This window comes from Bacillus sp. 95MFCvi2.1 (assembly GCF_000374965.1).
Lineage (GTDB): Bacteria > Bacillota > Bacilli > Bacillales > Bacillaceae_G > Bacillus_A > Bacillus_A pseudomycoides.
In genome coordinates, this window is the sequence record NZ_KB895695.1 from 215,828 (window position 1) to 238,861 (window position 23,034).

At 36.0% G+C, this 23,034-nt stretch carries 22 protein-coding genes and 2 pseudogenes; 15 read left to right on the forward strand and 9 right to left on the reverse strand.

Annotated elements, in window-relative coordinates; genetic code table 11:
• Positions 1-2: 2 nt before the first annotated feature.
• The 7 genes and pseudogenes from C568_RS0111300 (at position 3) to C568_RS34700 (ending at position 7,171) form a co-directional block, all read left to right on the forward strand.
• A complete protein-coding gene (locus C568_RS0111300) occupies positions 3-1,475 on the forward strand; it encodes an aldehyde dehydrogenase family protein (protein WP_018781567.1) in 1,473 nt (490 codons plus the stop codon).
• Positions 1,476-1,520: 45 nt separating this feature from the next.
• Positions 1,521-2,939 (forward strand): MATE family efflux transporter, encoded by a 1,419-nt coding sequence (locus tag C568_RS0111305; RefSeq protein WP_018781568.1) that lies wholly within the window; start codon positions 1,521-1,523, stop codon positions 2,937-2,939.
• A 45-nt stretch (positions 2,940-2,984) separates the two neighbouring features.
• Entirely contained in the window at positions 2,985-3,266 is a 282-nt protein-coding gene (locus C568_RS0111310) for a cupin domain-containing protein (protein WP_006095502.1), read from the forward strand.
• Between the two features lie 254 nt (positions 3,267-3,520).
• Positions 3,521-3,848, forward strand: a pseudogene (locus C568_RS0111315) (aldehyde dehydrogenase family protein); the annotation flags it as partial.
• Positions 3,849-3,882: 34 nt separating this feature from the next.
• Positions 3,883-5,238 carry an aspartate aminotransferase family protein gene (locus tag C568_RS0111320; RefSeq protein ID WP_003207872.1) on the forward strand — a complete coding sequence of 452 codons (1,356 nt, stop codon included), beginning with the start codon at positions 3,883-3,885 and terminating at the stop codon, positions 5,236-5,238.
• 107 nt (positions 5,239-5,345) lie between these two features.
• Positions 5,346-6,965, forward strand: coding sequence for an amidohydrolase (locus tag C568_RS0111325; RefSeq protein WP_006095498.1), 1,620 nt, complete (start codon positions 5,346-5,348; stop codon positions 6,963-6,965).
• A 56-nt stretch (positions 6,966-7,021) separates the two neighbouring features.
• A complete protein-coding gene (locus C568_RS34700) occupies positions 7,022-7,171 on the forward strand; it encodes a hypothetical protein (protein ID WP_003207876.1) in 150 nt (49 codons plus the stop codon).
• 214 nt (positions 7,172-7,385) lie between these two features.
• Here C568_RS34700 and C568_RS0111330 read toward each other — a convergent pair whose 3' ends face one another.
• The 4 genes from C568_RS0111330 to C568_RS0111345 all read right to left on the reverse strand — a co-directional run bounded on the left by C568_RS0111330 (position 7,386) and on the right by C568_RS0111345 (position 9,923).
• Positions 7,386-7,754 (reverse strand): hypothetical protein, encoded by a 369-nt coding sequence (locus C568_RS0111330; protein WP_018781569.1) that lies wholly within the window; start codon positions 7,752-7,754, stop codon positions 7,386-7,388.
• A 397-nt stretch (positions 7,755-8,151) separates the two neighbouring features.
• The gene (locus tag C568_RS0111335; protein ID WP_018781570.1) at positions 8,152-8,493 is read right to left on the reverse strand and encodes a hypothetical protein; all 342 of its coding nucleotides are present in this window, start codon (positions 8,491-8,493) and stop codon (positions 8,152-8,154) included.
• A 24-nt stretch (positions 8,494-8,517) separates the two neighbouring features.
• The gene (locus C568_RS30655; protein WP_018781571.1) at positions 8,518-8,931 is read right to left on the reverse strand and encodes a polymorphic toxin type 50 domain-containing protein; all 414 of its coding nucleotides are present in this window, start codon (positions 8,929-8,931) and stop codon (positions 8,518-8,520) included.
• 200 nt (positions 8,932-9,131) lie between these two features.
• Complete coding sequence (locus C568_RS0111345; protein ID WP_006095490.1) at positions 9,132-9,923, reverse strand: arylamine N-acetyltransferase family protein; 792 nt, start codon at positions 9,921-9,923, stop codon at positions 9,132-9,134.
• Positions 9,924-10,520: 597 nt separating this feature from the next.
• Between C568_RS0111345 and C568_RS0111350 the strand changes: the two genes are divergently transcribed.
• Together C568_RS0111350 and C568_RS0111355 are read left to right on the forward strand one after the other, a co-directional pair.
• Positions 10,521-12,422 (forward strand): endonuclease MutS2, encoded by a 1,902-nt coding sequence (locus C568_RS0111350; protein ID WP_018781572.1) that lies wholly within the window; start codon positions 10,521-10,523, stop codon positions 12,420-12,422.
• A 6-nt stretch (positions 12,423-12,428) separates the two neighbouring features.
• The gene (locus tag C568_RS0111355; protein WP_018781573.1) at positions 12,429-12,956 is read left to right on the forward strand and encodes a GNAT family N-acetyltransferase; all 528 of its coding nucleotides are present in this window, start codon (positions 12,429-12,431) and stop codon (positions 12,954-12,956) included.
• Positions 12,957-13,025: 69 nt separating this feature from the next.
• Here C568_RS0111355 and C568_RS0111360 read toward each other — a convergent pair whose 3' ends face one another.
• Entirely contained in the window at positions 13,026-13,991 is a 966-nt protein-coding gene (locus C568_RS0111360; protein WP_018781574.1) for a quinone oxidoreductase family protein, read from the reverse strand.
• Between the two features lie 137 nt (positions 13,992-14,128).
• On the opposite strand from C568_RS0111360, the gene C568_RS0111365 reads away from it, so the two are divergent.
• Positions 14,129-15,019 (forward strand): LysR family transcriptional regulator, encoded by an 891-nt coding sequence (locus C568_RS0111365; protein ID WP_018781575.1) that lies wholly within the window; start codon positions 14,129-14,131, stop codon positions 15,017-15,019.
• A 19-nt stretch (positions 15,020-15,038) separates the two neighbouring features.
• On the opposite strand, the gene C568_RS0111370 is transcribed toward C568_RS0111365, so the two are convergent.
• Positions 15,039-15,818 (reverse strand): DUF817 domain-containing protein, encoded by a 780-nt coding sequence (locus C568_RS0111370; RefSeq protein WP_018781576.1) that lies wholly within the window; start codon positions 15,816-15,818, stop codon positions 15,039-15,041.
• A gap of 333 nt (positions 15,819-16,151) precedes the next feature.
• On the opposite strand from C568_RS0111370, the gene C568_RS0111375 reads away from it, so the two are divergent.
• Positions 16,152-16,712, forward strand: a complete 561-nt coding sequence (locus tag C568_RS0111375; protein ID WP_018781577.1) for a GNAT family N-acetyltransferase — start codon at positions 16,152-16,154, stop codon at positions 16,710-16,712.
• Positions 16,713-16,950: 238 nt separating this feature from the next.
• Positions 16,951-17,178 (forward strand): hypothetical protein, encoded by a 228-nt coding sequence (locus C568_RS0111380; protein WP_003198872.1) that lies wholly within the window; start codon positions 16,951-16,953, stop codon positions 17,176-17,178.
• A 34-nt stretch (positions 17,179-17,212) separates the two neighbouring features.
• Here C568_RS0111380 and C568_RS0111385 read toward each other — a convergent pair whose 3' ends face one another.
• Positions 17,213-18,538, reverse strand: a complete 1,326-nt coding sequence (locus tag C568_RS0111385; protein ID WP_018781578.1) for an ArsB/NhaD family transporter — start codon at positions 18,536-18,538, stop codon at positions 17,213-17,215.
• Between the two features lie 248 nt (positions 18,539-18,786).
• On the opposite strand from C568_RS0111385, the gene C568_RS0111390 reads away from it, so the two are divergent.
• The 3 genes from C568_RS0111390 (at position 18,787) to C568_RS30660 (ending at position 20,208) form a co-directional block, all read left to right on the forward strand.
• A complete protein-coding gene (locus tag C568_RS0111390) occupies positions 18,787-19,137 on the forward strand; it encodes a YojF family protein (protein WP_000407035.1) in 351 nt (116 codons plus the stop codon).
• 15 nt (positions 19,138-19,152) lie between these two features.
• Positions 19,153-19,815 carry a bacillithiol biosynthesis deacetylase BshB2 gene (bshB2, locus tag C568_RS0111395; protein WP_018781579.1) on the forward strand — a complete coding sequence of 221 codons (663 nt, stop codon included), beginning with the start codon at positions 19,153-19,155 and terminating at the stop codon, positions 19,813-19,815.
• 135 nt (positions 19,816-19,950) lie between these two features.
• Positions 19,951-20,208, forward strand: a complete 258-nt coding sequence (locus C568_RS30660; protein WP_006095483.1) for a YuzF family protein — start codon at positions 19,951-19,953, stop codon at positions 20,206-20,208.
• Positions 20,209-20,303: 95 nt separating this feature from the next.
• On the opposite strand, the pseudogene C568_RS31830 reads toward C568_RS30660, so the two are convergent.
• Both C568_RS31830 and C568_RS0111415 read right to left on the reverse strand, forming a co-directional pair.
• Positions 20,304-20,915 (reverse strand): annotated as a pseudogene (locus tag C568_RS31830) (IS4 family transposase); the annotation flags it as partial.
• Positions 20,916-21,779: 864 nt separating this feature from the next.
• Positions 21,780-22,493 (reverse strand): hypothetical protein, encoded by a 714-nt coding sequence (locus C568_RS0111415; RefSeq protein WP_018781581.1) that lies wholly within the window; start codon positions 22,491-22,493, stop codon positions 21,780-21,782.
• Between the last annotated feature and the right edge of the window lie 541 nt (positions 22,494-23,034).

The following is a 23,034-nucleotide window of genomic DNA, read 5'->3' on the forward strand; positions in this document are numbered from 1 at the left end:
TTATGAAAATTAACATGTTCATTGACGGGAAATGGATAGAAGCGTTATCCGGTGCTAGACGAAACATTATCAATCCTGCAACCGGAGAGGTGATCGCAACGTCTGCTTATGGATCAGCAGACGATGCGAAGATAGCAATCAAGGCGGCTCGTAAAGCGTTTGACAGCGGAATCTGGTCGGATTTATCGGCTGATGAAAGAGCTGACTATCTCTATAAGATTGCAGACCGTCTTGAAGAGAAGGCAGCTGAAATTGCACGCTTGGAAACTGCAAATAACGGTAAGATTATTCGTGCAACCACTTATGTGGATATTCCGGTATCGATTCAATGCTTCCGCTATTATGCTGACTTGATCAAAGGCATGAAAAAGGAATCTTACACTCGTGCTGATTCTTCGGAAACAATTATTATTCATGAACCGATTGGTGTTTGTGGACTTATTGTACCTTGGAACTTCCCGCTTATGTTAGCTGTTTGGCAAATTGCTCCTGCACTCGCCGCAGGGAATACAATTGTACTTAAGCCTGCTGATGGCACTCCTGTAAGCGTATTCAAACTTTTTGAAATTATCGAAGAGATTGGACTTCCGGACGGAGTGGCAAACTTGGTATTGGGACCTGGATCAAAGGTTGGGAATGAGCTTGCCGAGAGCCATGATGTTGACAAGATCGCCTTTACCGGTGGAACAAAAACAGGTCAAAGCATTATGCGCGCAGCTGCGGGCAATATGAAAAAAATCACACTTGAACTGGGTGGTAAATCTCCACTTATTGTGTTCGACGATGTGGATTTTGAAACTGCAGTCGAGAATGCGATGTTTGGTATTTTCCACAATGCTGGGCAAGTTTGTTCAGCTGCATCTCGTTTGCTTGTACAAGAGACCATTTACGATAAGTTTGTTGAAAGATTGGCCGAGCGTGCAAGCAAAATTGTAGTTGGCAACGGGGAAAGCGAGAACATTGAAATGGGAGCCCTCACACACGAGCCTCATATGAATGAAGTTTTACATTACATCAAGAGCGGAATCGAAGAAGGTGCAAAATTAGTTTGTGGTGGTAAGCGCTTAATAGAAAATGGGCTTGATCGAGGATTTTTTATTGCGCCAACGATCTTTGCTGATGTAAATGCGAATATGCGTATTGTTAAGGAAGAGATTTTTGGTCCAGTCCTTGTTGTACAGAAATTTAAAGATGAGGAAGATGCCATCCAAAAAGCGAATGATTCCATTTATGGATTAGCCGGTGCTGTATTTACTGAAGATATGGATCGAGCAAAACGTGTCATTAGTAAATTGCGTGCGGGAATTACTTGGATTAATAGTTATCATCTCGCTTATGTTGAAGGTCCTTGGGGAGGGTATAAGCAAAGTGGAATCGGCAGAGCGTTAGGTGCTGTTGGGCTGGAGCACTTTATGGAAACGAAGCAAATCAATATCCACCAGCATGCCCAGCCTGTAGGTTGGTATGCGAATTAATTGAGCTTAACTTGCTATATAAATTATTTATAAGGGGACATGCTCATGAAAATAGTAGACAACCGTCCGTTATCGAAGATAGAGCAACTAGAAGTAATGAATAAGCCGGCGTATGATTCAGTGCTGGGAACCAAAAGTATTCCGTTACTATATTTACGGTTTGCTTTGGCAGGAATTATGGCTAACGTGATTCTAGGAGTTGTAGCGGTTGTCGATGGGTATTTCGTCAGTGGCTTTCAGGAGCTGGAAATCGAAGGGATCGGAATTGGGTTTACGGTCATGGTTATTACCCGTATGCTTGGCGTTCTTTTGGGTGTGGGAGCCGGAGCGGTCATTTCACTTCGACTTGGAAAAGGGAAGATCGAAGAAGCTAGAGGTATTATGGGACAAACTTTATGGTTTACTCTTTTCCTCTCCATTTTGTTAGCTGTACTTGGAGTGGTCTTTGAAAATAATATTATGACCTTATTCGGAGCAAGTAATAAAGCGCTTCCATATGCGGTACAATATAGCCGTCTGCTATGGATTTCATTGCCATTAACGATATTGGCCGTTGTATTAAGTATTTTAATCAATATCGATGAAAAACCTGTATTATCAATGAACAGTTGGTTAGTCGCAGCAGTTGTTGCTGGGATTACAGAATGGATTATGGTAACGAAGTATGACATGGGGATGATGGGTTCCTCATGGGCCAATACGATTTCGCAATCGATCCCTGTTTTCCTAATCTTTTATTTCTGGTTTGGTAAAACAAAACTTAAGCCAAAAATGAAAGATATGATGATTAATCTCAAGACGATCGGTGAAGTGGCTTGGACGGGCTTTGCATCTTTCTCGAGTCAGTTCATGATGTTTATTGCAATTATTTTCTTCAACAACTTACTGCAAAGCTACGGTGGTGGGCTGCACGTTGCCGCTTTCACGATTCAAAACGGTTACATTACAAATCTGCTTGCCTTAGCAGCGCTCGGTGGGATGACAGGACTTCAACCGATCATTAGTTATAATTACGGTGCGGGCAACCTTGATCGTGTTAAACAAGCAATTAAGATGGGACTCATTTTTACGGTTGCCTTCTTTGTGATTGTGACAGCCATACTAATCATTTTTGCAGATCCAATTGTGTCATTTTTTTCCGGTGGTAATCCTGAATTGCAGAAACTGGGTATTTGGACGACAGTTGTATTCAATTCTTTGTTTACGCTTAATGCAGTCAGCTTGCTTATCTCAGGTTATTTCGAATCACAAGAGAGAAACTGGTCCGCAACGTTTATTAGTGTTAGCAAAATACTGTTGTTCATGGTACCGTTTCTATTTATTTTCCCGAAATTCTGGGGTGTAGAAGGTATATGGTACACAGGTCCCGCTGCAGAAATTCCAGGCGTTCTCATTGCCATATACTTTATGAAAAAAGAGCTCAAACGTTTAAAAGATACAAATAGTAAGACAGTACGTTTATAGAACCTATTCCTTCAAAATTACCAATAAGAAAGAGAGAGGAGTATCATGTTTTTTGCGAAAAAACTTACAGCAGAAGAAGCACAACAACTAGGTGTTGACACGTGGGAACTATGGGTAGGCGAACCAGATAAAGGAACGTGGCATCTAGAAGAACAGGAAGTTTTCTATGTGACAGACGGTGAAGTGTTTATTACTGTTGATGGAAAAAAGTATCATATTACAAAGGACTGGGTCGTTTCCTTGGCTAAGGACCTTGTCTGTGAATGGGATTGTCCAGTATTTTTGAAAAAGAATTATAAAATGAACCATGAGATCAATCTGAAATAATGTGAAATGAGAAGTGGGCAAATGCTAAGCAGACGACTGCTCCTGCGTATTTAATGGATAAGAAATTCAGAATAGTAAAGCGAAATGGAGATAAAGCCTAATGAACCAAAAAGCCGATATTGTTCTCTCAAGTAATGTTGACGAAATGTAGTGAAATTTATGCAAATAAGTTTACATACCGTCATATGAATGCGCTTTCTTTTGCGGATGCAATAAATACATAGGACGGTTATCTTAAAATAGGAGGTTTCACTATGGTAGTAATGAAAAATGTACAAACGTTGAAAAATTATATTGGCGGACAATGGATCGAATCCACAAACAAGTAAACAGGTTGAAGATGTACCAAATCCAGCAACAGGAGAAATCATTGCTCGTGTGCCGCTTTCGACTAAAGAAAACTTAGATAGAGCTGTAGCAACTGCTAAAGAAGCATTCAAAACATGGAGAAGGGTCGCTGTGCCTCGGCGTGCTCGTATTCTATTTCGCTATCAACAGCTATTGATTGAAAACTGGGAAGAGTTAGCTAAACTCGTTACCCTGGAAAACGGAAAAAGTTATAAAGAAGCTTACGGCTCGTTATTGAAAGAGTGATGTAAAATCATAAAAGGATAGAATGGAGTTGGTGATTGTGCAAACGACAGAACAAACACAAAATTTGCAAAAAGCAGATGAAAAGTACCTTTGGCATGCAATGAGAGGAGCAGCCCCTAGTCCAACGAATTTAATTATCACAAAAGCAGAAGGGGCATGGGTGACGGATATTGATGGAAACCGTTATTTAGACGGTATGTCCGGTCTTTGGTGCGTGAATGTTGGGTATGGTCGAAAAGAGCTTGCAAGAGCGGCTTTTGAACAGCTTGAAGAAATGCCGTACTTCCCTCTGACACAAAGTCATGTTCCTGCCATTAAATTAGCAGAAAAATTGAATGAATGGCTTGGTGACGAATACGTCATTTTCTTTTCTAACAGTGGATCGGAAGCGAATGAAACAGCGTTTAAAATTGCTCGTCAATATCATCAGCAAAAAGGTGATCATGGACGCTATAAGTTTATTTCACGCTATCGTGCTTACCACGGTAATTCAATGGGGGCTCTTGCAGCAACAGGGCAAGCACAACGAAAGTACAAATATGAACCATTGGGGCAAGGATTTCTGCATGTAGCACCGCCTGATACGTATCGCAATCCAGATGATGTTCATACACTGGCAAGTGCTGATGAAATCGATCGTGTCATGACATGGGAGTTAAGCCAAACAGTAGCCGGCGTGATTATGGAGCCAATTATTACCGGGGGCGGAATTTTAATGCCTCCTGATGGATATATGGCAAAAGTAAAAGAAATTTGCGAGAAGCATGGTGCGTTGCTCATTTGTGATGAAGTTATATGTGGATTTGGCCGGACAGGGAAGCCGTTTGGATTTATGAACTATGGCGTCAAACCAGATATCATTACAATGGCAAAAGGTATTACAAGTGCGTATCTTCCTTTGTCAGCAACAGCAGTCAGACGAGAGGTTTATGAGGCATACATAGGCAGTGAAGATTATGATCGCTTCCGCCATGTGAATACGTTCGGAGGAAATCCTGCTGCTTGTGCCTTGGCTTTGAAGAATTTAGAAATTATGGAGAATGAAAAACTCATTGAACGTTCCAAAGAATTGGGTGAACGACTGCTATATGAACTAGAGGATGTAAAAGAGCATCCAAACGTAGGAGATGTTCGCGGAAAAGGCCTTCTTTTAGGTATTGAACTAGTGGAAGATAAGCAAATAAAAGAACCGGCTGCCATTGAAAAGGTGAACAAAGTCATCAATGCTTGTAAAGAAAAAGGTCTAATTATTGGTAAAAATGGTGACACTGTTGCAGGTTACAATAATATTTTGCAGCTTGCTCCTCCATTAAGCATCACAGAAGAAGACTTTACTTTTATTGTTAAAACAATTAAAGAATGTTTATCTCAACTTTAACTAATTATTGATAAATCTTGTTAAAAAGCGGAATAGCATATCGAGAGATATAGCTTTAAATACTGAACGAATCACTCTAAAAGAGTAATTCTGAAAGGGCTGAGTTTATGAAAGTTGATGTTGTATTGATAAATGGAGAAGTTATTACAGTAGACCAAAAGAATACAGTAGTCGAAGCTGTAGCAATAAAAGATAATCGTATCGTAGTTGTTGGTTCAAATCAGGAGGTTAAGAGTTTTATAGGAGAAAAAACGGATGTAATTGACCTGCAAGGAAAAACGCTTCTTCCTGGATTCATTGATTCTCATATTCACCTCATTTCTCATGGGGTGAATCAGTTGGCGGTAAGTTGTAAAGCTGAACATATTGATTCTATCGAGGCTTTGTTAGATGACCTGAAAAAGAAAGCCTTAGAAACGCCTAAAGGTGAATGGATACGTGCTTGGGGCTTTAATGAAACCGCTGTGAAGGAAAAGCGTTATCCAACAATCGCTGAGCTGGATGAAATTTCAGTTGAACACCCGATTATTGTATCCCGTACTTGCAGCCATATAAGTGTGGTGAACAGCAAAGCATTAGAAATTGCGCAAATTAACGAGAACACACCGGATTCTAATGGGGGAGTTATTGAAAAGAATCAGGCAGGAGGGCTTACAGGAAAGTTAATTGAAGCAGCAAATATGGGGATGAGCGAGGTTGCAAGTTATACAGAAAGTGAACTGATGAAGGCTGTGAAAATTGCATCAGATCATTTCGTTGCAGCGGGCATAACAAGTATACATGAGGCAGGTGGATATGGCCCTGAGAGTTACCGTTTACTACAACAAGCTGTGAAGAGTAAGGATATTCGTGTCCGAATATATGCAATGATATGTCAGTTAAATAACTCCCATGAATTTGTTAATAAAATGGTCGAAGCTGGTGTGGTAACTGGTACCGGAGATGAGAGATTCAAAGTTGGACCAGCTAAATTGTTTACAGATGGAAGTAGCACCGGGCCTACAATTGCAACACGTGAGTCGTACTCCAGTGACTCTAACAATTATGGCATTCTTTATTATAGTGAGGAAGAAATCTACCAGGTTTTAGGTGAAGCACATAAAAAAGGCTATCAAATCACTGTACATGCACAAGGTGATAAAGCCATTGAAATGTATTTAAATTGTGTAGAAAAGGCGTTGGAGGAATCACCAAGAAAAAACCACCGTCATCGGATTGAGCACGCGGGAATTTCTTCACCAGATTTACAAGAGAGAATGAAAAAACTCGAGGTGGTTCCTATTCCAAATCCTCCATTTCCATATGAATTCGGAGAGATATATGTCCAACACTATGGTGATCGTGTTAATCACATGTACGCTGTTCGTGATTTTATTGATCGTGGCATCATGGCAGCAGGTGGATCGGACGCGCCAGTTACTGACTATAATCCTTTATTAGGAATTCATGTTGCTGTCAATAGAAAAAGCCAGTCTGGAATGGAGTTTGGTGCTAATCAATCTATAAGCGTAATGGAAGCTATTAAACTATACACCTGGAATGGTGCTTATGCGAGTTTTGAAGAAGAGATAAAAGGAAGCATAGAGGTTGGAAAGTTGGCGGATTTAGTTATATTAAATGACAGCATTTTAAGTGTCAACCCAAACCAAATTAAAGATTTAAAAGTAGAAACAACTATTATTGATGGTGAAATTATCTATCAAGAAGAACAATCAGTGAAAATTTAATATAGCATAGTTCACTATATCATAGTTTGCATGCCACGTAACCCTTGTAATGTTACGTGGTGTTTGTTGGAACTGTAGATGCAGGATTAGGATTTACAATCGATGAAAAGGTAACTGTTAATGGATCACCACAGTACAAAGTACAAAATAGCAAGGGCAAAACATACTATGTAACTGCAAGTGAAGCTTATGTATATGTGAAGTAAGAGTTGCAAAGTAGCATCCCCTTAAATAATAATTTTTAATTTAAATCAACAAAAGAGACCTCAAATGTGAGGTCTCTATTATTGGTTATTCTCCATCTGCATTTTCTCTTCACTTACTCCAGGCCAGGTAACATGGTTCATTGAAATATACAATCCTAAAGAAGACTTGTTCTTCAAAAAGTTCTTTTCTTGCCCTCAGAATCTAGCAAAATAGCTAGTCAAAAGATAATTGTAATCTATCAACTTGTAAATAGACATATTGCTCCTCTAAATATTTGTAGTCTTCAAGTAAATCACTAGTTATAAAGAAACCAACATCTAAAACATTATTTTCTAACATTTTTCCAAAAAGAATATAACTTCCATTAGCAATATTTTCTATTTTTTTGAATTTATCTTCTTTTTGCGTTTCTACTGTCAAAGCGTCATTCACAAATATATCTATCTCAGCTTCGTATTCTTTATTTACAACAACTTCTTGAGGTGAAGCATTAAAACCTGTTACTTTTTGATTATTTACTAAAAAGTCTATTTCTTCTTCAATAATTGAATCAATTCTACATATCAATATCTTATTTTTCATTTTTTGACCTCTATTCTACTGGATTGATAACAGGGATATTTTTACTATTATCCACCGTTTTCCAAAAAAAGTTTTTCCGCTTTCTACATGGTATGTTGTAATTTCCCCTAAATTATTAGTTCCTACAAACTCAAATTTAGCATAACTTTAGCTTCTTGCTCTTTAAAGTCATTTCCTTTTCAATTTCAGCTTCACGAGATTTGTCATTATCGTATTTAAAGTGTAAATCAAGTAATAAGTTTTTTAGGGACTGCAATTAATCTCGTACGTTTGTTATCTTCGTGGTCTTCTAATTCAAATATCGATTTACATTTCATTTAACTATAAAACTTTTTATAACTATAAAAAACCTTGAAAGGCTAAAAGCCGATCAAGGTCAAAGTTTAAATAGCGACTATTATTTATGTATTTCCCTTTCCCATACTCTCTTTCCATCAGCTAAAAATACTGCACTTGGTGGATCATCATAGAGGGAAATTTCAACCAATGAACCTTTCTCTTGTATTAACCAATTATATACACTGTCTTGGTTAGTAGTAGGATGGGATAAAATACTATTTACTTTAAATGCAGCTGCATCGTATTCTGTATAATTTATATCATCATCATCATCTAATCCATTGTCTGTTTCAAAAACTGTATCGAGTTCGCCAATTATCCTCAATCCACTTTTCCATTCTAGTATCATTTCACTATCTTCATATTTTATTAATGTTCCTATTAAAGAATCATATCCCATGTGCATCCTCTTTTCTTATATATTTTAAGGTTTTGCTGGTACTATATGAGCACCGTCTTTTCTGTAATGAATCATTCCTCTAGTAGTCTCAAGGTATTGACCAGTATCGCGGTCATAGTATTTCCCAATTGGTTTACCAAAGTCTACTCCTTCTTTTTTACCGTCTGGTAGTAGTTGACCTTTCCCGGCAAACTTATCAAGCAATTCTTGTGCTGTTTTATTATCACCATAGAAGATACTTTTGTTTTTTCCATTTGCAACCTCTTGTTTGTAGTTAGGTGCATTAGGAATATGTTTTTCTTGAGCCCCAGCTTTCACTTTTATTGGGTAACCATTTACTTCACGGTATGGACCTTTAGGTACAGAATTTTTCCATAAGAAGGTAATAGAAGAAATATAAAAAAGTGCTAGCAAGTTTGCAAACGAACTTGCTAACACTTATACAAAATAGGTATAAATTATCGCTGATATGTCACTTGGTAAATTGATAATAATTAAATAGATAAAACGAATAAACATTCCTTAGAAAACAAGACTTAGTATATTCTATATAACTATGAAATACAATAAATTGCAAAGACTCTCTGCTCCACGATAAAAAGTCTTGCCAGAAGCGACAAGACTTTTAAATTTGTAAACTATAATTGTATACCAAATGTTGCGTACAATAGGTCTGCATATTGCTCTTTTGTAATCTCTTCTTTACTCTGTTTTCCTTGCTTTGTTACTGTGAAACGATCTTTTGTTAGAGTAGCATGCCCATCAGAAGTTAGTTTTACGGTGAGAGGTACTTTATTAAAAGGAGAGTCTGTATGTTCTACAATTGTTTTTTGTGCTTCATTTAATTTTCTTTCATCAACTGCCTCTATATAAAATGCGTAACCTAATGTCCAATCTTGAGAAGAATCCTGATTTAGAAATTCATTATTTTTTTTCATCTCTAAAATATAGTTTCCCTTTGTAGTTGTTTCTTTTCGAATGCGATAGTCCCCAGTAACGGAATGAACAATCTCACCGGTGAAAGGAACAGGTGAAAGTGGAAGGTTTGAACCGAAACCGACTTCAATTAAATAAAATTCAGTATTATGTTTTAAAACAGTTGCCACATGTCCTGAATCAACAGCCCAAGTATTAGAAGCGGCATGATAAACTGTTCCTGATACTAAGTGAACATCAAAACCGCAATCTTTAAGGAAGTAATACATCGTTGGATTTAATTCGTAACAAAGGCCACCGCGGTTATGAACTAAAATTTTTTCTTGAAGATTTTCTTTTGAAATTTCTTTTACTGTACCGTGAATAATATCTAGATTCTCAAAGGGAATCGCTTGTGCCATTGCATGAAGGATTTCGTTTAAATCTTCAAATGAAATGGACTCTCTTTCTTGTATATTTAATCTGGAAAAGAATTGCTTTTGTAGTTCTGTCATGTGAATCGCTCCTTATCCATGTTACTTATATATAATTGTATCGAATGTTGAATACGAAAACATCCGTAATACGTTGAATAAACAATCCATATATATACTTACGACTAAAGTATAATAAGAAGAATATTGTAAAGTATGGAACCTTTACTTTTGTCGTAACATATAGTATGATAATTTCAATAAATTAGATTTCAATGAACATAATTATAAATTAATGAGAGGTGCTTTTTGTGAGTGCGGTAGGTTCTAAATAGGAAAAAATTGAATGAAATAAATCTAATCAGAACAGGGGATTTTTATATACTTCTAACCCCTAACTTTGTCATGGATTTATTTCAAATAACCTATGAAGATACCTACAATACTTTATAAAGCGTGTAATGATTATGGGATAGCCATATGTTTTTTTGAGATGGTTTTATTTCCTTATATATTGCACAGGCCTTGTAAATGTAAAAAGCTGCGGTATCTACGCAGCTTTTTTGTGTTTATTTTTATCACATGAAAGTTATATTTAATTAAATATATCTCATTGAAATCTAATGGGTAGGTATCTTCATTTTTGATGTGAGTAAATCATAGTGAGGAGAATAGAAATTGAATAAAATGACTTTTGAAAAGTTGCAATATAATGAGTTAAAGGAAATAGTTAAATCATATTGCGTAAGTGGATTAGGAAAACAGTTGTTAAATAAATTGGAGCCAAGTACAAGTATAAAAGTAGTGAAAAATCGTTTGAATGAAACAACGGAAGCACGAGCGATATTGGATGCAGAAGGGCATGTTCCTTTTTTCGGAATTTCTAATATCGATAGTACAATTCAAAAATTGGAAAAGGGAATGATTTTAGATCCAACCGAGCTAGTTAGTGTATCAGACTTTTTACGAGGGTGTCGAAAGGTTAAAAAGTTTATGCTGGATAAAGAATTTTTTGCACCAGTACTAGCATCATATGCGAATTCAATGTCTGAATTCAAAAGTGTAGAAGAAGAAATTAATTTTTCAATTAAAGGAAATAGTATTGATTCTGCTGCAAGCAAAGAATTAAAACGAATACGAAATAATATCGACTCCGTAGAGGGGAAAATTAAGGAACGTTTAAGCAAATTTTTAAATAGTAGTGCAAATAAGAAATATATTCAAGAGTTCTTCATTAGTAAAAAAGACGATCGATATACGATTCCAGTGAAAGCTTCCTATAAAAATCAAGTTGCTGGAACAATTGTTGAAGTTTCTTCTAAAGGCTCTACCGTTTTTATAGAGCCAAATACAGTTACAAAGTTAAACGTGGAACTAGCAAGTTTAAAAGCTGAAGAAGCGATGGAAGAATATCAAATATTAGCCACTTTATCTGGAATGATCTTAGAGGACATTTATAACATTAAGATTAATATGGAGCTGATTAGTCAATATGATATGGTGTTTGCAAAAGCGAAATTTAGTAAACATATTGGCGGGATAGAGCCGAAATTAAATGATTATGGGTATGTAAAGTTAGTTCATTGCAAACACCCATTATTAGCAGGTGAAGTTGTACCACTTCACTTTGAAATTGGACCAAATTACCGAAGCTTAATTATTACAGGGCCAAATGCTGGAGGGAAAACGATTGTTTTGAAAACAATTGGATTATTAACATTGGCGACAATGTCAGGATTGCACATCGCTGGAGACAAGGAAACGGAAATTGCTGTTTTTGAAAATATATTTGTAGACATTGGCGATAATCAAAGTATAGAAAATGCGCTAAGTACATTTTCATCTCATATGAAAAACCTTTCAGAAATCATGAGAGTATCAAATAATAATACGCTTCTACTATTTGATGAAATAGGCAGCGGTACGGAACCGAATGAAGGAGCGGCACTTGCGATTTCTATTTTAGAAGAATTTTATCATATGGGTTGTACGACTGTTGCAACTACTCATTATGGTGAAATTAAACGCTTTTCAGAAATGCACAGTGACTTTATGAATGCGGCGATGCAATTTAATAGTGAAACATTGGAACCGATGTATAAGTTAATGATAGGGAAATCAGGAGAGAGTAATGCTCTATGGATTTCTAGAAAAATGAACGTGCGAGAAAACGTACTGCAAAGAGCGAAAGGCTATATGGAAAATAAAGAGTACCGCTTAGAGCGAGTGAATGAAAGTAGACTGAGAAAGCCTAAGATTGTCAAAGAGAAAGCAGAAGAGAAGGATGAATATAAAAAAGGGGACCGTGTGAAATTATTAGACTATGATGACTTTGGAATTGTATATAAAGAAAAAGACAATTTCTTCAATATCGTTGTGTTTTATAATGCCCAATTCATTGAAGTAAACGTTAAGCGAATTTCTTTAGAAGTACAGGCAAAGGAATTATATCCAGAAGGGTATGATTTAGACACATTGTTTGTGGATTATAAAGAACGGAAAATGCAGCATGACATAGAGCGAGGATCGAAAAAAGCGCTGCGAAAAATTCAAAAAGAAATAAGAAAGAATAGAGGATAAGATGCTGTGAATATAAAGATTAGACAAGAACTTGAGAAAGATTATAACGGGGCAGAAGAGGTTGTAAAACAAGCATTTTTAAATGAAGCATTTAGCGATCAGAAAGAGCACGAACTTGTAAATCGTATCAGAAAATGTGATGCGTTTATTCCAGAGTTATCATTAGTGGCGGTAGATAAGGAAGTTGTTGGTCACGTTCTATTATCTAAAGTTAAAATAGTAGATGGTGATACATCTGTAGAGTCGTTAGCTCTTGCTCCAGTATCTGTTGTACCAGACTGCCAGAAAAAGGGGATTGGAAGTCTGTTGATTTCTCATGTATTAAGAAAAGCAAAAGAGCTTGGGTATCATTCTGTAATTGTGTTGGGGCATAAAGATTATTATCCGAAATTCGGTTTTAAACCAGCTAGCATATGGAATATATGTGCGCCATTTGAGGTGCCAGACGAGGTGTTTATGGCAATGGAATTAACGGAGAATGCTCTTCAAAATATACAAGGGATAGTACAATATTCGGAAGCCTTCTCTGAATAGAACGGATAAAAGATAGCTAGAAGGAACCTTCTAGCTATCTTTTTTATTCTGATTTTTAAGTGGAAATTATCATGGTATCAATAAAATTTTCCCTGTACTTTTTCGACTTTCCAATAATCGATGTGCTTCAGCACCGTTTTCTAAAGCGAAAGTTGTTGGAGTTTGGATATTTAATTTTCCAGCAGTAATCCAAGCAAATAGTTGGCTTGAACGGTTTTTGCGTTCTTCATACGTTGTGAGTACGTTCCAAAGATCTCCGCCAGTCAATGTTTTTGAAGTATCCATCAACATTCGCGGATCAACAGGAGCAGGATCACCACCGGCCATTCCGTAAAATACGACGGTACCACCGATTTTTGTGGCTTTAAAGCTTTCTTCTAATGTAGAACCTATTGATTCGTACACAACATCTACACCATGTCCTTTTGTGACTTGTAGTATTTCTTCATGCCATGATTCTGAATATAAAAATACGCGGTCCGCTCCAGCTGAATAGGCTGCTTCTGCTTTTTCTTTAGATGAAGTAAGGCCAATTACTTGCGCATCTCTCATTTTTATCATTTGAATGAGAAGTTGACCAACTCCTCCAGCAGCCGCGTGAACTAAAACAAAATCACCAGCTTTTACTTTATAGCTGTCTTGTGTTAAGTAATGCGCTGTTAACCCTTGTAATAAAACGGAAGACGCTGTCTCAAAGGAAATAGAGTTTGGGAGTGGAATCGCTTTTTCTTTTGGAACAGCTACTAACTCTGCATTTGCGAATGGTACATCAGCAAATGCAATGCGGTCTCCGATAGTAATATCGGTAACTTCAGCACCAATTTGCTCTACAATTCCTGAGCCTTCATACCCTAATATATAAGGTGGTTTACCGGCGAGATGATAGTCACCTCTACGTCTATATATATCAGCAAAATTTAAGCCGATTGCTTTTGTGCGAACAAGAATTTCATTTGGATTTATAATTGGGTCTGACACTTCTTGATATTTTAATACATCAGCATTTCCGAATTCCTTGAAACAAAGTGCTTTCATATGGAATACCTCCAATTTGTAAGGTGCATGAATATTGTTTGTTAATGGTTCTTATCATACAATACATATATCAATAGGAAAAGAGGATTATTTCGATGAAATCAATCGGAAATATCGATTGAAAAGAGGGAATGATATTGGAAATAAAACAATTAATTACATTTAAAACCGCTGCGGAAAATTTGAATTTTACGCAGACTGCAAAGAAATTAAATTTTGCTCAATCGAGTGTGACTGCTCAAATAAAAGCATTGGAAACTGAGCTTGGCACACCACTATTCGAACGATTGGGGAAACGTCTCTTTTTGACTGAAGCGGGAAGAAAGTTTCAACTATATGCGGATAAAATGATTGCGCTAAGTCATGAAGCAAAAATGGCTCTGAAAGGTGATGAAGAAATATCCGGTACGCTAGTTATTGGTGCTCAAGAAAGTCAATGTACATATAGGCTTCCTTCAATTTTAAAAGAGTTTAAGACGCAATTTCCTCAAATAAAACTTATATTTAAGCCTGCTCATTCGAATGAAGATGTGAAGGAGAAACTGATGGAAGGAAAATTAGATTTAGCCTTTATTTTAGATGAATGTAAAGCAGAAGATGCTTTACATGTAGAGTCGTTGGTTCGAGAAAAATTAAAAATAGTAGTATTTCCTAATCATCCTTTACTTGAGAAATCTATAATTTCTACAAAGGATTTTGAAAGTGAAACACTTTTATTAACAGAGCTTGGTTGTTCCTATCGTACTATATTTGAAGAACTATTCCGTGCAGAAGACGTATATCCTGTAAATAAAATTGAGTTTGTTAGTGTGGAAGCAATTAAGCAATGTGTAATTGCGGGCTTAGGCATAGCAATTTTACCAGCAATGGTAGTAGAAAAAGATATACAACAGGGTACAATGAAAGAGTTAGTCTTAGAGAATACAATTTCTCCTATTTTTACACAAATTGCTTGGCATAAAGATAAATGGATCACTGCGCCATTACAGCAATTTATAGAGGTAACAAGAGTGTCAATAGAAAAGTAAAATAGAACAAGTCAACTTTCTATATGGAAGTTGGCTTGTTTTTATGTTCTTTCAAATGTTTAAGCTGAGCGACAATCATGATGCTAATGACAACGAGTAAAAACCACGAACTAATCTTTCCAATGTGAACAAGGCTCCACGCTTCTCGTTGATTTGGGTATTGCCATGCTCCGAAGAAAGTAGCGATGTTTTCTGCAATCCAAATAAAAAATCCAATAAGGAAAAACGAGAGAACAAGCGGCATTGTATATGTAACGTTCTGCACTGAAAATTGAACGAACGTTCGAAAGAAAACAATAAATAAAAGGGCAGTTAAAACCCAGCGAAAGTCATATACAAAATGGTTTGTAAAAAAATTCAAATAGATCATAGCCCCTAAAGGTACAGTCCACATCGCCTTGGGCCACCTATGCATTTGCAAATGCAACCTTCTCCATGCTTGGCATATATAACTAGCAACACTAGCATACATAAATCCGCTATAAAGTGGGACACCAAAGATTTTTGAATATGCTTCTTCAGGGTAACTCCATGAACCGAAGTGAACTTTATATATTTCTAGTAGGAGCCGGATGAGATGAAAAACAGCAATTACTTTCAGCTCATCTTTTGTTTCCATACCCGTTTTGTACATGATGTATTGCATAAGAAGGCATACGATAAGGATAAAATCATAACGATAGAGTCCTGGGATTGAAATGAATTTTGACAGAGCAAGTGTTACAAAAATAACGACAGGGAAAATACAAGATAAAGCTTGTTGATAAGCAAAGAAAAGAAGTTGTTTGATATAAAACATTGTTTCTCCTTTCTTACATGTGAGTTAGTTTTCTGAAAAAACAGGATGGAAACTTACTATACTATAAATCTTTAGAATAAAAAGTCAATAGTTAAAAATACAAGGATAAAGTAGTGAATATTAATCATACATCCATCAAGGGAAGAACAAAAAAGTAAGTTGAATGAATAATCCGAAAAGTATAAAATGAATGTAATCATATGAAAAGGAGCTGTGCCAATGTTATCGCTTATTGTAAATATCCCATCATTACTGAAGACTATGGAACAAGGGGATAGATAGTCCTGATAAACTACAGAGCTATCCCCATAATTGAAAAGGGGGATTTTTGAAATGAACACGAAATTGAACAATCTTTTTCTAGGTGAAAATATTAAGTTATCAGCAATCAGAGCTGAAGATATTGAACAAATGGCTATTTGGCAAGAGGATAGTGAGTATTTAAGAAATGTAGATACGGATATAGCGATTCTACAATCTTTACATGAAATAAAGGAAAATGAGCTATTAATAGGGAGAAAGTCAAATAGTGTTTCTTTTATGCTAAGAACGATTCAAGATGATAGTTTAATTGGCTTTGTGGCACTTCATAGCATAGAGTGGAATAATAGAGCTGGCTTGCTAGCAATTGGTATAGGTGATAAAAATTATAGAGGTAAGGGATATGGTACGGAAGGATTACGCCTTATTTTGAAATATGCTTTTTACGAATTAAACTTACATCGTGTAGGTCTCGATGTTATTTCATATAATAAATCGGCAATTGAAGTATATAAAAAGGTTGGATTTAAGGTGGAGGGAAGTATGAGAGAAGCTGTTCAGCGAGATGGGAAGAGCTTTGATCGCATCATAATGGGTATATTGCGAAATGAATGGATAGCCATGCTAGAATAATTTATCCCGCTATTTGCGGGATAGTAATTAGTGGGGGAAGAAAGAAACCTTACTGATTAAAGTTTCAATTTTTTCATAGCATATGGTGTTGTAACATATAAAATTAACCAATTGATGTTTATTATGAATGAAAATATTGCTATAAATACATTCAATAACATGCATGTGTTTTGCAGGATAAAGAATAATTCGTGTCGAAATTTTACAGTATATGGATTGGAATAAGGAGTCGTGTCAGATGAATTTAGAAAAACCAAAACCAGTAAATGAAGAGATAGCCGAATTAAAAGAACTTGTAAAAGAATTACATGGTAGTGTACATCAGCTACAAAGTGAAGTTCAGCAGCTTAGGCATGAAAAGCCGGTTGTTGAAGTAAGAAAAGGGGTTCAATTATCACCAACAATCGTTGGACAAATTGGTGGTATGATTTTAGGTGCATTGGCAATTATTGGGATATTTTGGTGATAAAAAGGTTTGCAGCAAATTGCTGCAAACCTTTTTACATTAAATAACGTAAATATATATAAGCATGTGATAATAATAATGCAATGATTGTTAAGGGTAAGCCAATTTTTAAGAAATCAAGGTAAGAAAATCCGTGTCCTTCGCGGTTAGCAATACCGGCAACAACTACGTTTGCAGAAGCACCAATTAATGTTCCATTTCCTCCTAAGCAAGCACCAAGTGATAATGCCCACCATAGTACTTCAATTTGAGGAGAATCAACAGAAAGTCCAAGTCCTGATGCTAAATCTTGAATCAGTGGAATCATCGTTGCGACAAATGGAATATTATCAATAGTAGCTGATGCTGCCCCTGATACCCATAAGATAAGAATCGCTGCAAAACCGATATCACCATTTGTTATATCAATCACTTCTTTTGCCAGAGATGAAATAAGTCCGATATCAATTAAACCACCAACAAGAATAAATAATCCAGCGAAGAAGAAAATTGTTACCCATTCTACATGAGCAAATACATCTTCTAATTCATGTTGTTTCACACCAATTAGCATGAGGAGCGTTGCACCGGTCATCGCGATAACTGCCGCATCTACATGAATAATTGAATGAAGAACAAACCCGAGAATTGTCAAACCTAAAATGGAAAGAGATTTTAGGAGTAAGCTTCGGTCACGAATATAGTCTTTTTCATTTAGTGCCATAAGCTTGGCAATTTGTTCAGATGTTGTTTTTAATTTGTTACGATACATAAGATAAATAATGCCTAATGTAACAATAGAAATGATAAGTACAATTGGCGTTAAATTAAGTAAAAAGGCATTGAAATCTAGGTGTTTATTAGCAGATCCAATCATTATGTTTGGAGGATCACCAATTAATGTCGCAGTACCACCAATATTTGAAAATAATACTTCAGAAATCAAATAAGGAACAGGTTGTACCTTTAAAATGCGTGTGATAGATAGTGTAACAGGAACGATTAATAAAACGGTTGTTACGTTATCTAAAAATGCAGAGCCGACTGCGGTTAATAGGGATAAAAATAATAAAATTCGAATGGGCTTTCCACCCGCTGCTTTTGCTGCTTTAATGGCTACATATTCAAATACACCAGATTGACTCGTAATATGTACGAGAATCATCATTCCAATTAAAAGGGTAATGGTCTCCCATTGGATATGCGATGTAAAGGCAGTATGTAAGTCTACAATGCCAAAAATAATCATTATGGCAGCACCGAACAGTGCAATTACAGCACGGTTCAATTTCTCAGAAATAATAAATCCGTATGTTACTAAAAATACGGCGATTGCAAAATAATATTGCCAATTTGCTACTTCATGTGCTGAATGTTCCAACATGTCACCTTCTTTAAAATATGTATTAAATTGTCGAAATATATCCCTCCGCATAAACTCTATTGTAGCAAATTCAAAAAAGAAAGAAAACTATTTATGGATAGTGAGGGAATAGTAAAATTTCATATCTCGTATTAAAAATTAAAAAATAAAATACAAATTATTATGCAAAGTAAGTAATGTCCTCTATTATAGAGATAGCAATTTACATTGTTTTTGCGTAAAATGGTTTAAAGAGGTGAAATCCGATGGAAATAGTAAAAGATAGTGCTGTTATTCAACATGAAATCGAACGTTTTGTAAATAAAGATGTATATATTCATTTAGAAACGACAAATGGAGCATACGCTTCACATTTTAATGAAAAAATGATGACAGTCGGAGCGTTCATTCGAAATGCGATTATTCGTTTTGAACGAGGGAAAATAACAGGAACAAATCCATACCGAGTTGGTCTCAAAATGGACCATGGCTGGGTATATGCTGAAGGTATTACGCATTGGGAAGTAGACGAGCAAGATCGTCTGTTACTAGCGGGACATGATAATAAAGGGCGCTTAGCTGTAGCACTTGAGTTAAGCTTAACACCATTTAAATAAAAAGGAGGGGAAAGTATGGAAAGACATGTGCTTGTTGTATTTCCGCATCCAGATGATGAATCATTTGCAGCAGGAGGAACAATTAGTTTATTAAGAAAGCAAGGAGTACCTGTAACATATGCGTGCGGGACGCTTGGACAAATGGGACGCAATATGGGAAAGAATGTATTTGCGAACCGCGAAACGATTCCAAATATCCGTGAAAAGGAATTAAAAGATGCGTGCGAAGCAATGGGCATTGAAGATTTAAGAATGCTTGGTTTCCACGATAAAACATTAGAATTCGAAGATGTAGATTTTGTAGCAGATAAAATTGAAACAGTCATTCGCGATGTACAGCCATCACGAATTATTACATTCTATCCAGAGCACGGTGTTCATCCAGATCATGATGCGTTCGGCCGTGCTACCGTTCGTGCAGTCTCACGTATGCCAAAAGAAACACGTCCGGTCATTCATGCAGTTGCGATTACAAAAAATCGTGAGGAAGTATTAGGTGAACCAGATGTTGTCAACAACATTAGTGAAGCCTTCGAACAAAAATTAGCAGCTTTACGTGCGCATCGTTCACAAACAGAAGCGATGTTAGAAGAAACGGAAGTAAAGCTGCAAAGCAAAGATGCTGCAACATTAAAATGGTTACAAATTGAACAATTTTGGACTTATAAATGGGAATAGGCTAGAGGATTTTCTGCTAGTCTTCCATACATACAAAAGCGATGTCACATTGTGGTATCGCTTTTTCTGTTAGATAGGTACTTCTTGAATGCAGGCCACATACACTACAGCAAATCTTGAAAAGAGGAGGGCCATATGTACTATTCATACGAAGATGTGTTCGGTTATTTTCGAGATGGTTATGAGATAAGTGGTGATGTGGTTGCACTTGTTGATCCATATGTTATACAAACATTGCAATCTATCGTTGGGAAAAGAATTGTAGTGGAAACAATTCGGGGAAGTGTAAATGGAACTTTGAGAAGTGTGAAGCCAGATCATCTTGTATTAGAAGAAAAAGAAGTGCCGGTATTTGTACGAATTCAGCAGATTGTGTGGTTTACGCCAGAGTAATTAATGAATTTAAATAGTCAAAAACACCTTTCTAAGTTTAGAAGGGTGTTTTTGGCTTTATGAGCGTATTATAAATTTGCCTTTCAGTTTAAATGTAAACGAAAATATCCTAAATCACGAATATACAGTTCATTCTTTTGTGCCATGCCTGTTCGAGTTGCACTATATGCCTGATCACTTCGTTTTCCTGGTTCAATTTCCACATCAGAAAATTCTCCACTCAACAAGTCATACTCTAGTTGAATTTTCACACCAGCTTTATGACTACATCCTCCGGCACCAGGATAAGTAGCTGCAAATTGATCTGGAACTTGGAAGGTTGTAGAATCAAGGATTCGAATCCGCTCAAAATACGCAGAAAGAGAATGAGGAATCTTAGATACTCCTCCAATTTTAGCTTGTAGAAGTGTAGGAAATACAGTTCGAAAGAAGGCTGCAGAAGCCGAGTTAAATCGTCGATTAAGTCCCTCTGGACTTAATAAAATTCCTGTTGAAGTTTCTAATTGACTACAAAGTTGAGTAAGAGAGGTAGTAGCGATTTGTTGATTTAACCATACACACAAAGATAAGAAATGGTGCCCGTGGCACTTACGTTTTCGCTTCATCCCGCCTGCTTTTATAGCTAATTGATTAAGTGTAGCGGGAGACATATATCGATATAACTCTTCGGTAAATAAAGATAATTCTTGTTTTTGGTTCATATTCATAAAAAGCACGTCACCCTTTCTCATTAACATAAGAGAATAGTAACGTGCTTTTAACTTCAAAAATAGTCTAAATCCTTAAGTTGATGGATGTGGGGCGGTACCCCATCGCCATCAAGTTAAGAAAAGCAAATACCCCAAAACGAAGAAAATGAGTTGAATTCTCATAAATAACTGTAAAATAATAAAATTTTCGTTTTGGGGGCACTTCAAAATATTAGCTTGATTGGCATGGGGTACCGCCAGCGTTTTTGAAAAAACCCACGCTAAGCAAAAAATACAATAAGCCGTCCATATGGACAGCTCATTTACATAATTCTCGTTATTGGTAGTTAGGTTTCTTTAGTTGAATGGGAATGTTTTGATCCAGTAGAAGAATGCAAAACCTCCAGCTACAAATAAAGCAGCTAAAATGAATGTTATTAGAGGTATTTTATTTTTCATACTTTTTCCTCCAATGATTTAATCTTAAGCTAATTTAGTTAATATAACATGCGTTAGCGGAAGTGAAATATTCACTTAACTTTTTTAATTATATATTCGTTTTAAATGACTATATCCCCTTTTGAAAGAAAGGATTTGTTATGTCTTTCTGTCTGTATACCGTATGCGTGTTCAGTTAACATAACGTCCTATTATCGGTACTGAAAAAGGATCTTCGATTGAAGATCCTTTTGTGCTGCTTATTGAACAATCGCGCCCTTTAATAGAATATTCGATTTCAAGATAATCTTAAAAGACATTAATAAAGTTCTTACTCTATGCCCCTATTTGCGGAAGAACCTTTATCTCCTCCACTCTAAATACTGATTCTACATTATTGTTTTATAACTCCAGAAATTTGTCCAACTAATGTATTCAAAGGTGCTACTTTTTTAAATTTGATAACTCATATCCAATAACGTCTTTTATTTCTTTATTTCCTACTACTCCAGAATGAAAAGTATTGGATTCTGACCAATAAACTTCTCTAAACGTAACTCCATTATTAAGTTCTATTTCTAAAAAAACACGATTCCCTTCATGATCACCATTATTATTTAAAGTTTCAATATCTTCTAATTTTAAAGTAGACCAAGCATGTAGGAATTTATCTTTTGAAAGTTGTGAGAAAGTATGTATGCTACGTCCATCTTCAGTGCTTTCAATATGAATATTTTTTACTAGCTTGTCCATTGGATATAGTTCGCCAGCAGTTTTTGCTTTTATGTTTGTGTCAGCTACATATACCCTATCATTTGCAGTAACAACAAGTGCAGATGGATATCCTTTTATTTCATAAATTGGTGTACTCTTATCTAAAAATGCTGCATCCCCATTTTTCATCTTATGATTAATACATGCATTATTAACCATTTTATAAGTTACTTTACCAAGCTTTTCCCCTTTTTCAATGGTAATAGGGACATTCTCGTCAATAGGATCGGGAAAATGATGTTGGTACTTAATATCTTGAATCATAACCATATCAACCCATTCAATCTTAGCATCAGGGCATCCTGTTTTTGAACTTAAGTTGTTACAAGAGGAGAGTAGGATGGTGAATACAGAAAATATGACCATATTTTTAAAAAATTTCATGACTATCCCACTCCCTAGAAATTATTGAAATCAAGCTGAATTTATAAACAGAAATAAAGCCCCTCATGTTTTAAATGTGCGCTGTTTTTATTACTATTCGCCATAAGGAAAATTTATCCTTCATATTGAACTATCCTCCCTCTATATAGAAAGGAAAATCCTTCACAACCTCCATATTAACAAAAATATCCAGTGTTTATTTGGAAGTCTTATTCAATTAAATGGCCCTTTAGTTGAGTAAGATCCGAAAGGGTTGAATGCATACTCTATACAAATCCAGTTCACATAACGCACAATTATCGGTAGCGAAGACAAGGAGGATCCTTACTCTCACAAGGGATCCTCCTTTTTTTGTTCTATGGATCTATGCATTTTTTTATACATTCCTATCCTGGCGTGGTTTTAGGGTTCTCGTTTGTTACTGGATTAGCCGAAAAACTGTATAAAATCTTGCATGCTCTTAGCGTGGCTTTTTTCCAAAATGCTGACGATATCCCTTTATGTAATTATACATATTAACGAAAAATACACTAAATGAATA

What these genes read in the sequence shown, in the direction of transcription:
- C568_RS0111335 (WP_018781570.1), bottom strand. Translation starts at nt 8,493, where the DNA reads ATGGGATATGATTCTTTAATAGGAACATTAATAAAATATGAAGATAGT.
- bshB2 (WP_018781579.1), top strand. Translation starts at nt 19,153, where the DNA reads ATGGAAAGACATGTGCTTGTTGTATTTCCGCATCCAGATGATGAATCA.
- C568_RS0111305 (WP_018781568.1), top strand. Translation starts at nt 1,521, where the DNA reads ATGAAAATAGTAGACAACCGTCCGTTATCGAAGATAGAGCAACTAGAA.
- C568_RS0111360 (WP_018781574.1), bottom strand. Translation starts at nt 13,991, where the DNA reads ATGAAAGCACTTTGTTTCAAGGAATTCGGAAATGCTGATGTATTAAAA.
- C568_RS0111345 (WP_006095490.1), bottom strand. Translation starts at nt 9,923, where the DNA reads ATGACAGAACTACAAAAGCAATTCTTTTCCAGATTAAATATACAAGAA.
- C568_RS0111330 (WP_018781569.1), bottom strand. Translation starts at nt 7,754, where the DNA reads ATGAAAAATAAGATATTGATATGTAGAATTGATTCAATTATTGAAGAA.
- C568_RS0111320 (WP_003207872.1), top strand. Translation starts at nt 3,883, where the DNA reads ATGGAGTTGGTGATTGTGCAAACGACAGAACAAACACAAAATTTGCAA.
- C568_RS0111380 (WP_003198872.1), top strand. Translation starts at nt 16,951, where the DNA reads ATGAATTTAGAAAAACCAAAACCAGTAAATGAAGAGATAGCCGAATTA.
- C568_RS0111390 (WP_000407035.1), top strand. Translation starts at nt 18,787, where the DNA reads ATGGAAATAGTAAAAGATAGTGCTGTTATTCAACATGAAATCGAACGT.
- C568_RS0111370 (WP_018781576.1), bottom strand. Translation starts at nt 15,818, where the DNA reads ATGTTTTATATCAAACAACTTCTTTTCTTTGCTTATCAACAAGCTTTA.
- C568_RS0111310 (WP_006095502.1), top strand. Translation starts at nt 2,985, where the DNA reads ATGTTTTTTGCGAAAAAACTTACAGCAGAAGAAGCACAACAACTAGGT.
- C568_RS0111300 (WP_018781567.1), top strand. Translation starts at nt 3, where the DNA reads ATGAAAATTAACATGTTCATTGACGGGAAATGGATAGAAGCGTTATCC.
- C568_RS0111375 (WP_018781577.1), top strand. Translation starts at nt 16,152, where the DNA reads ATGAACACGAAATTGAACAATCTTTTTCTAGGTGAAAATATTAAGTTA.
- C568_RS0111325 (WP_006095498.1), top strand. Translation starts at nt 5,346, where the DNA reads ATGAAAGTTGATGTTGTATTGATAAATGGAGAAGTTATTACAGTAGAC.
- C568_RS30660 (WP_006095483.1), top strand. Translation starts at nt 19,951, where the DNA reads ATGTACTATTCATACGAAGATGTGTTCGGTTATTTTCGAGATGGTTAT.
- C568_RS0111415 (WP_018781581.1), bottom strand. Translation starts at nt 22,493, where the DNA reads ATGAAATTTTTTAAAAATATGGTCATATTTTCTGTATTCACCATCCTA.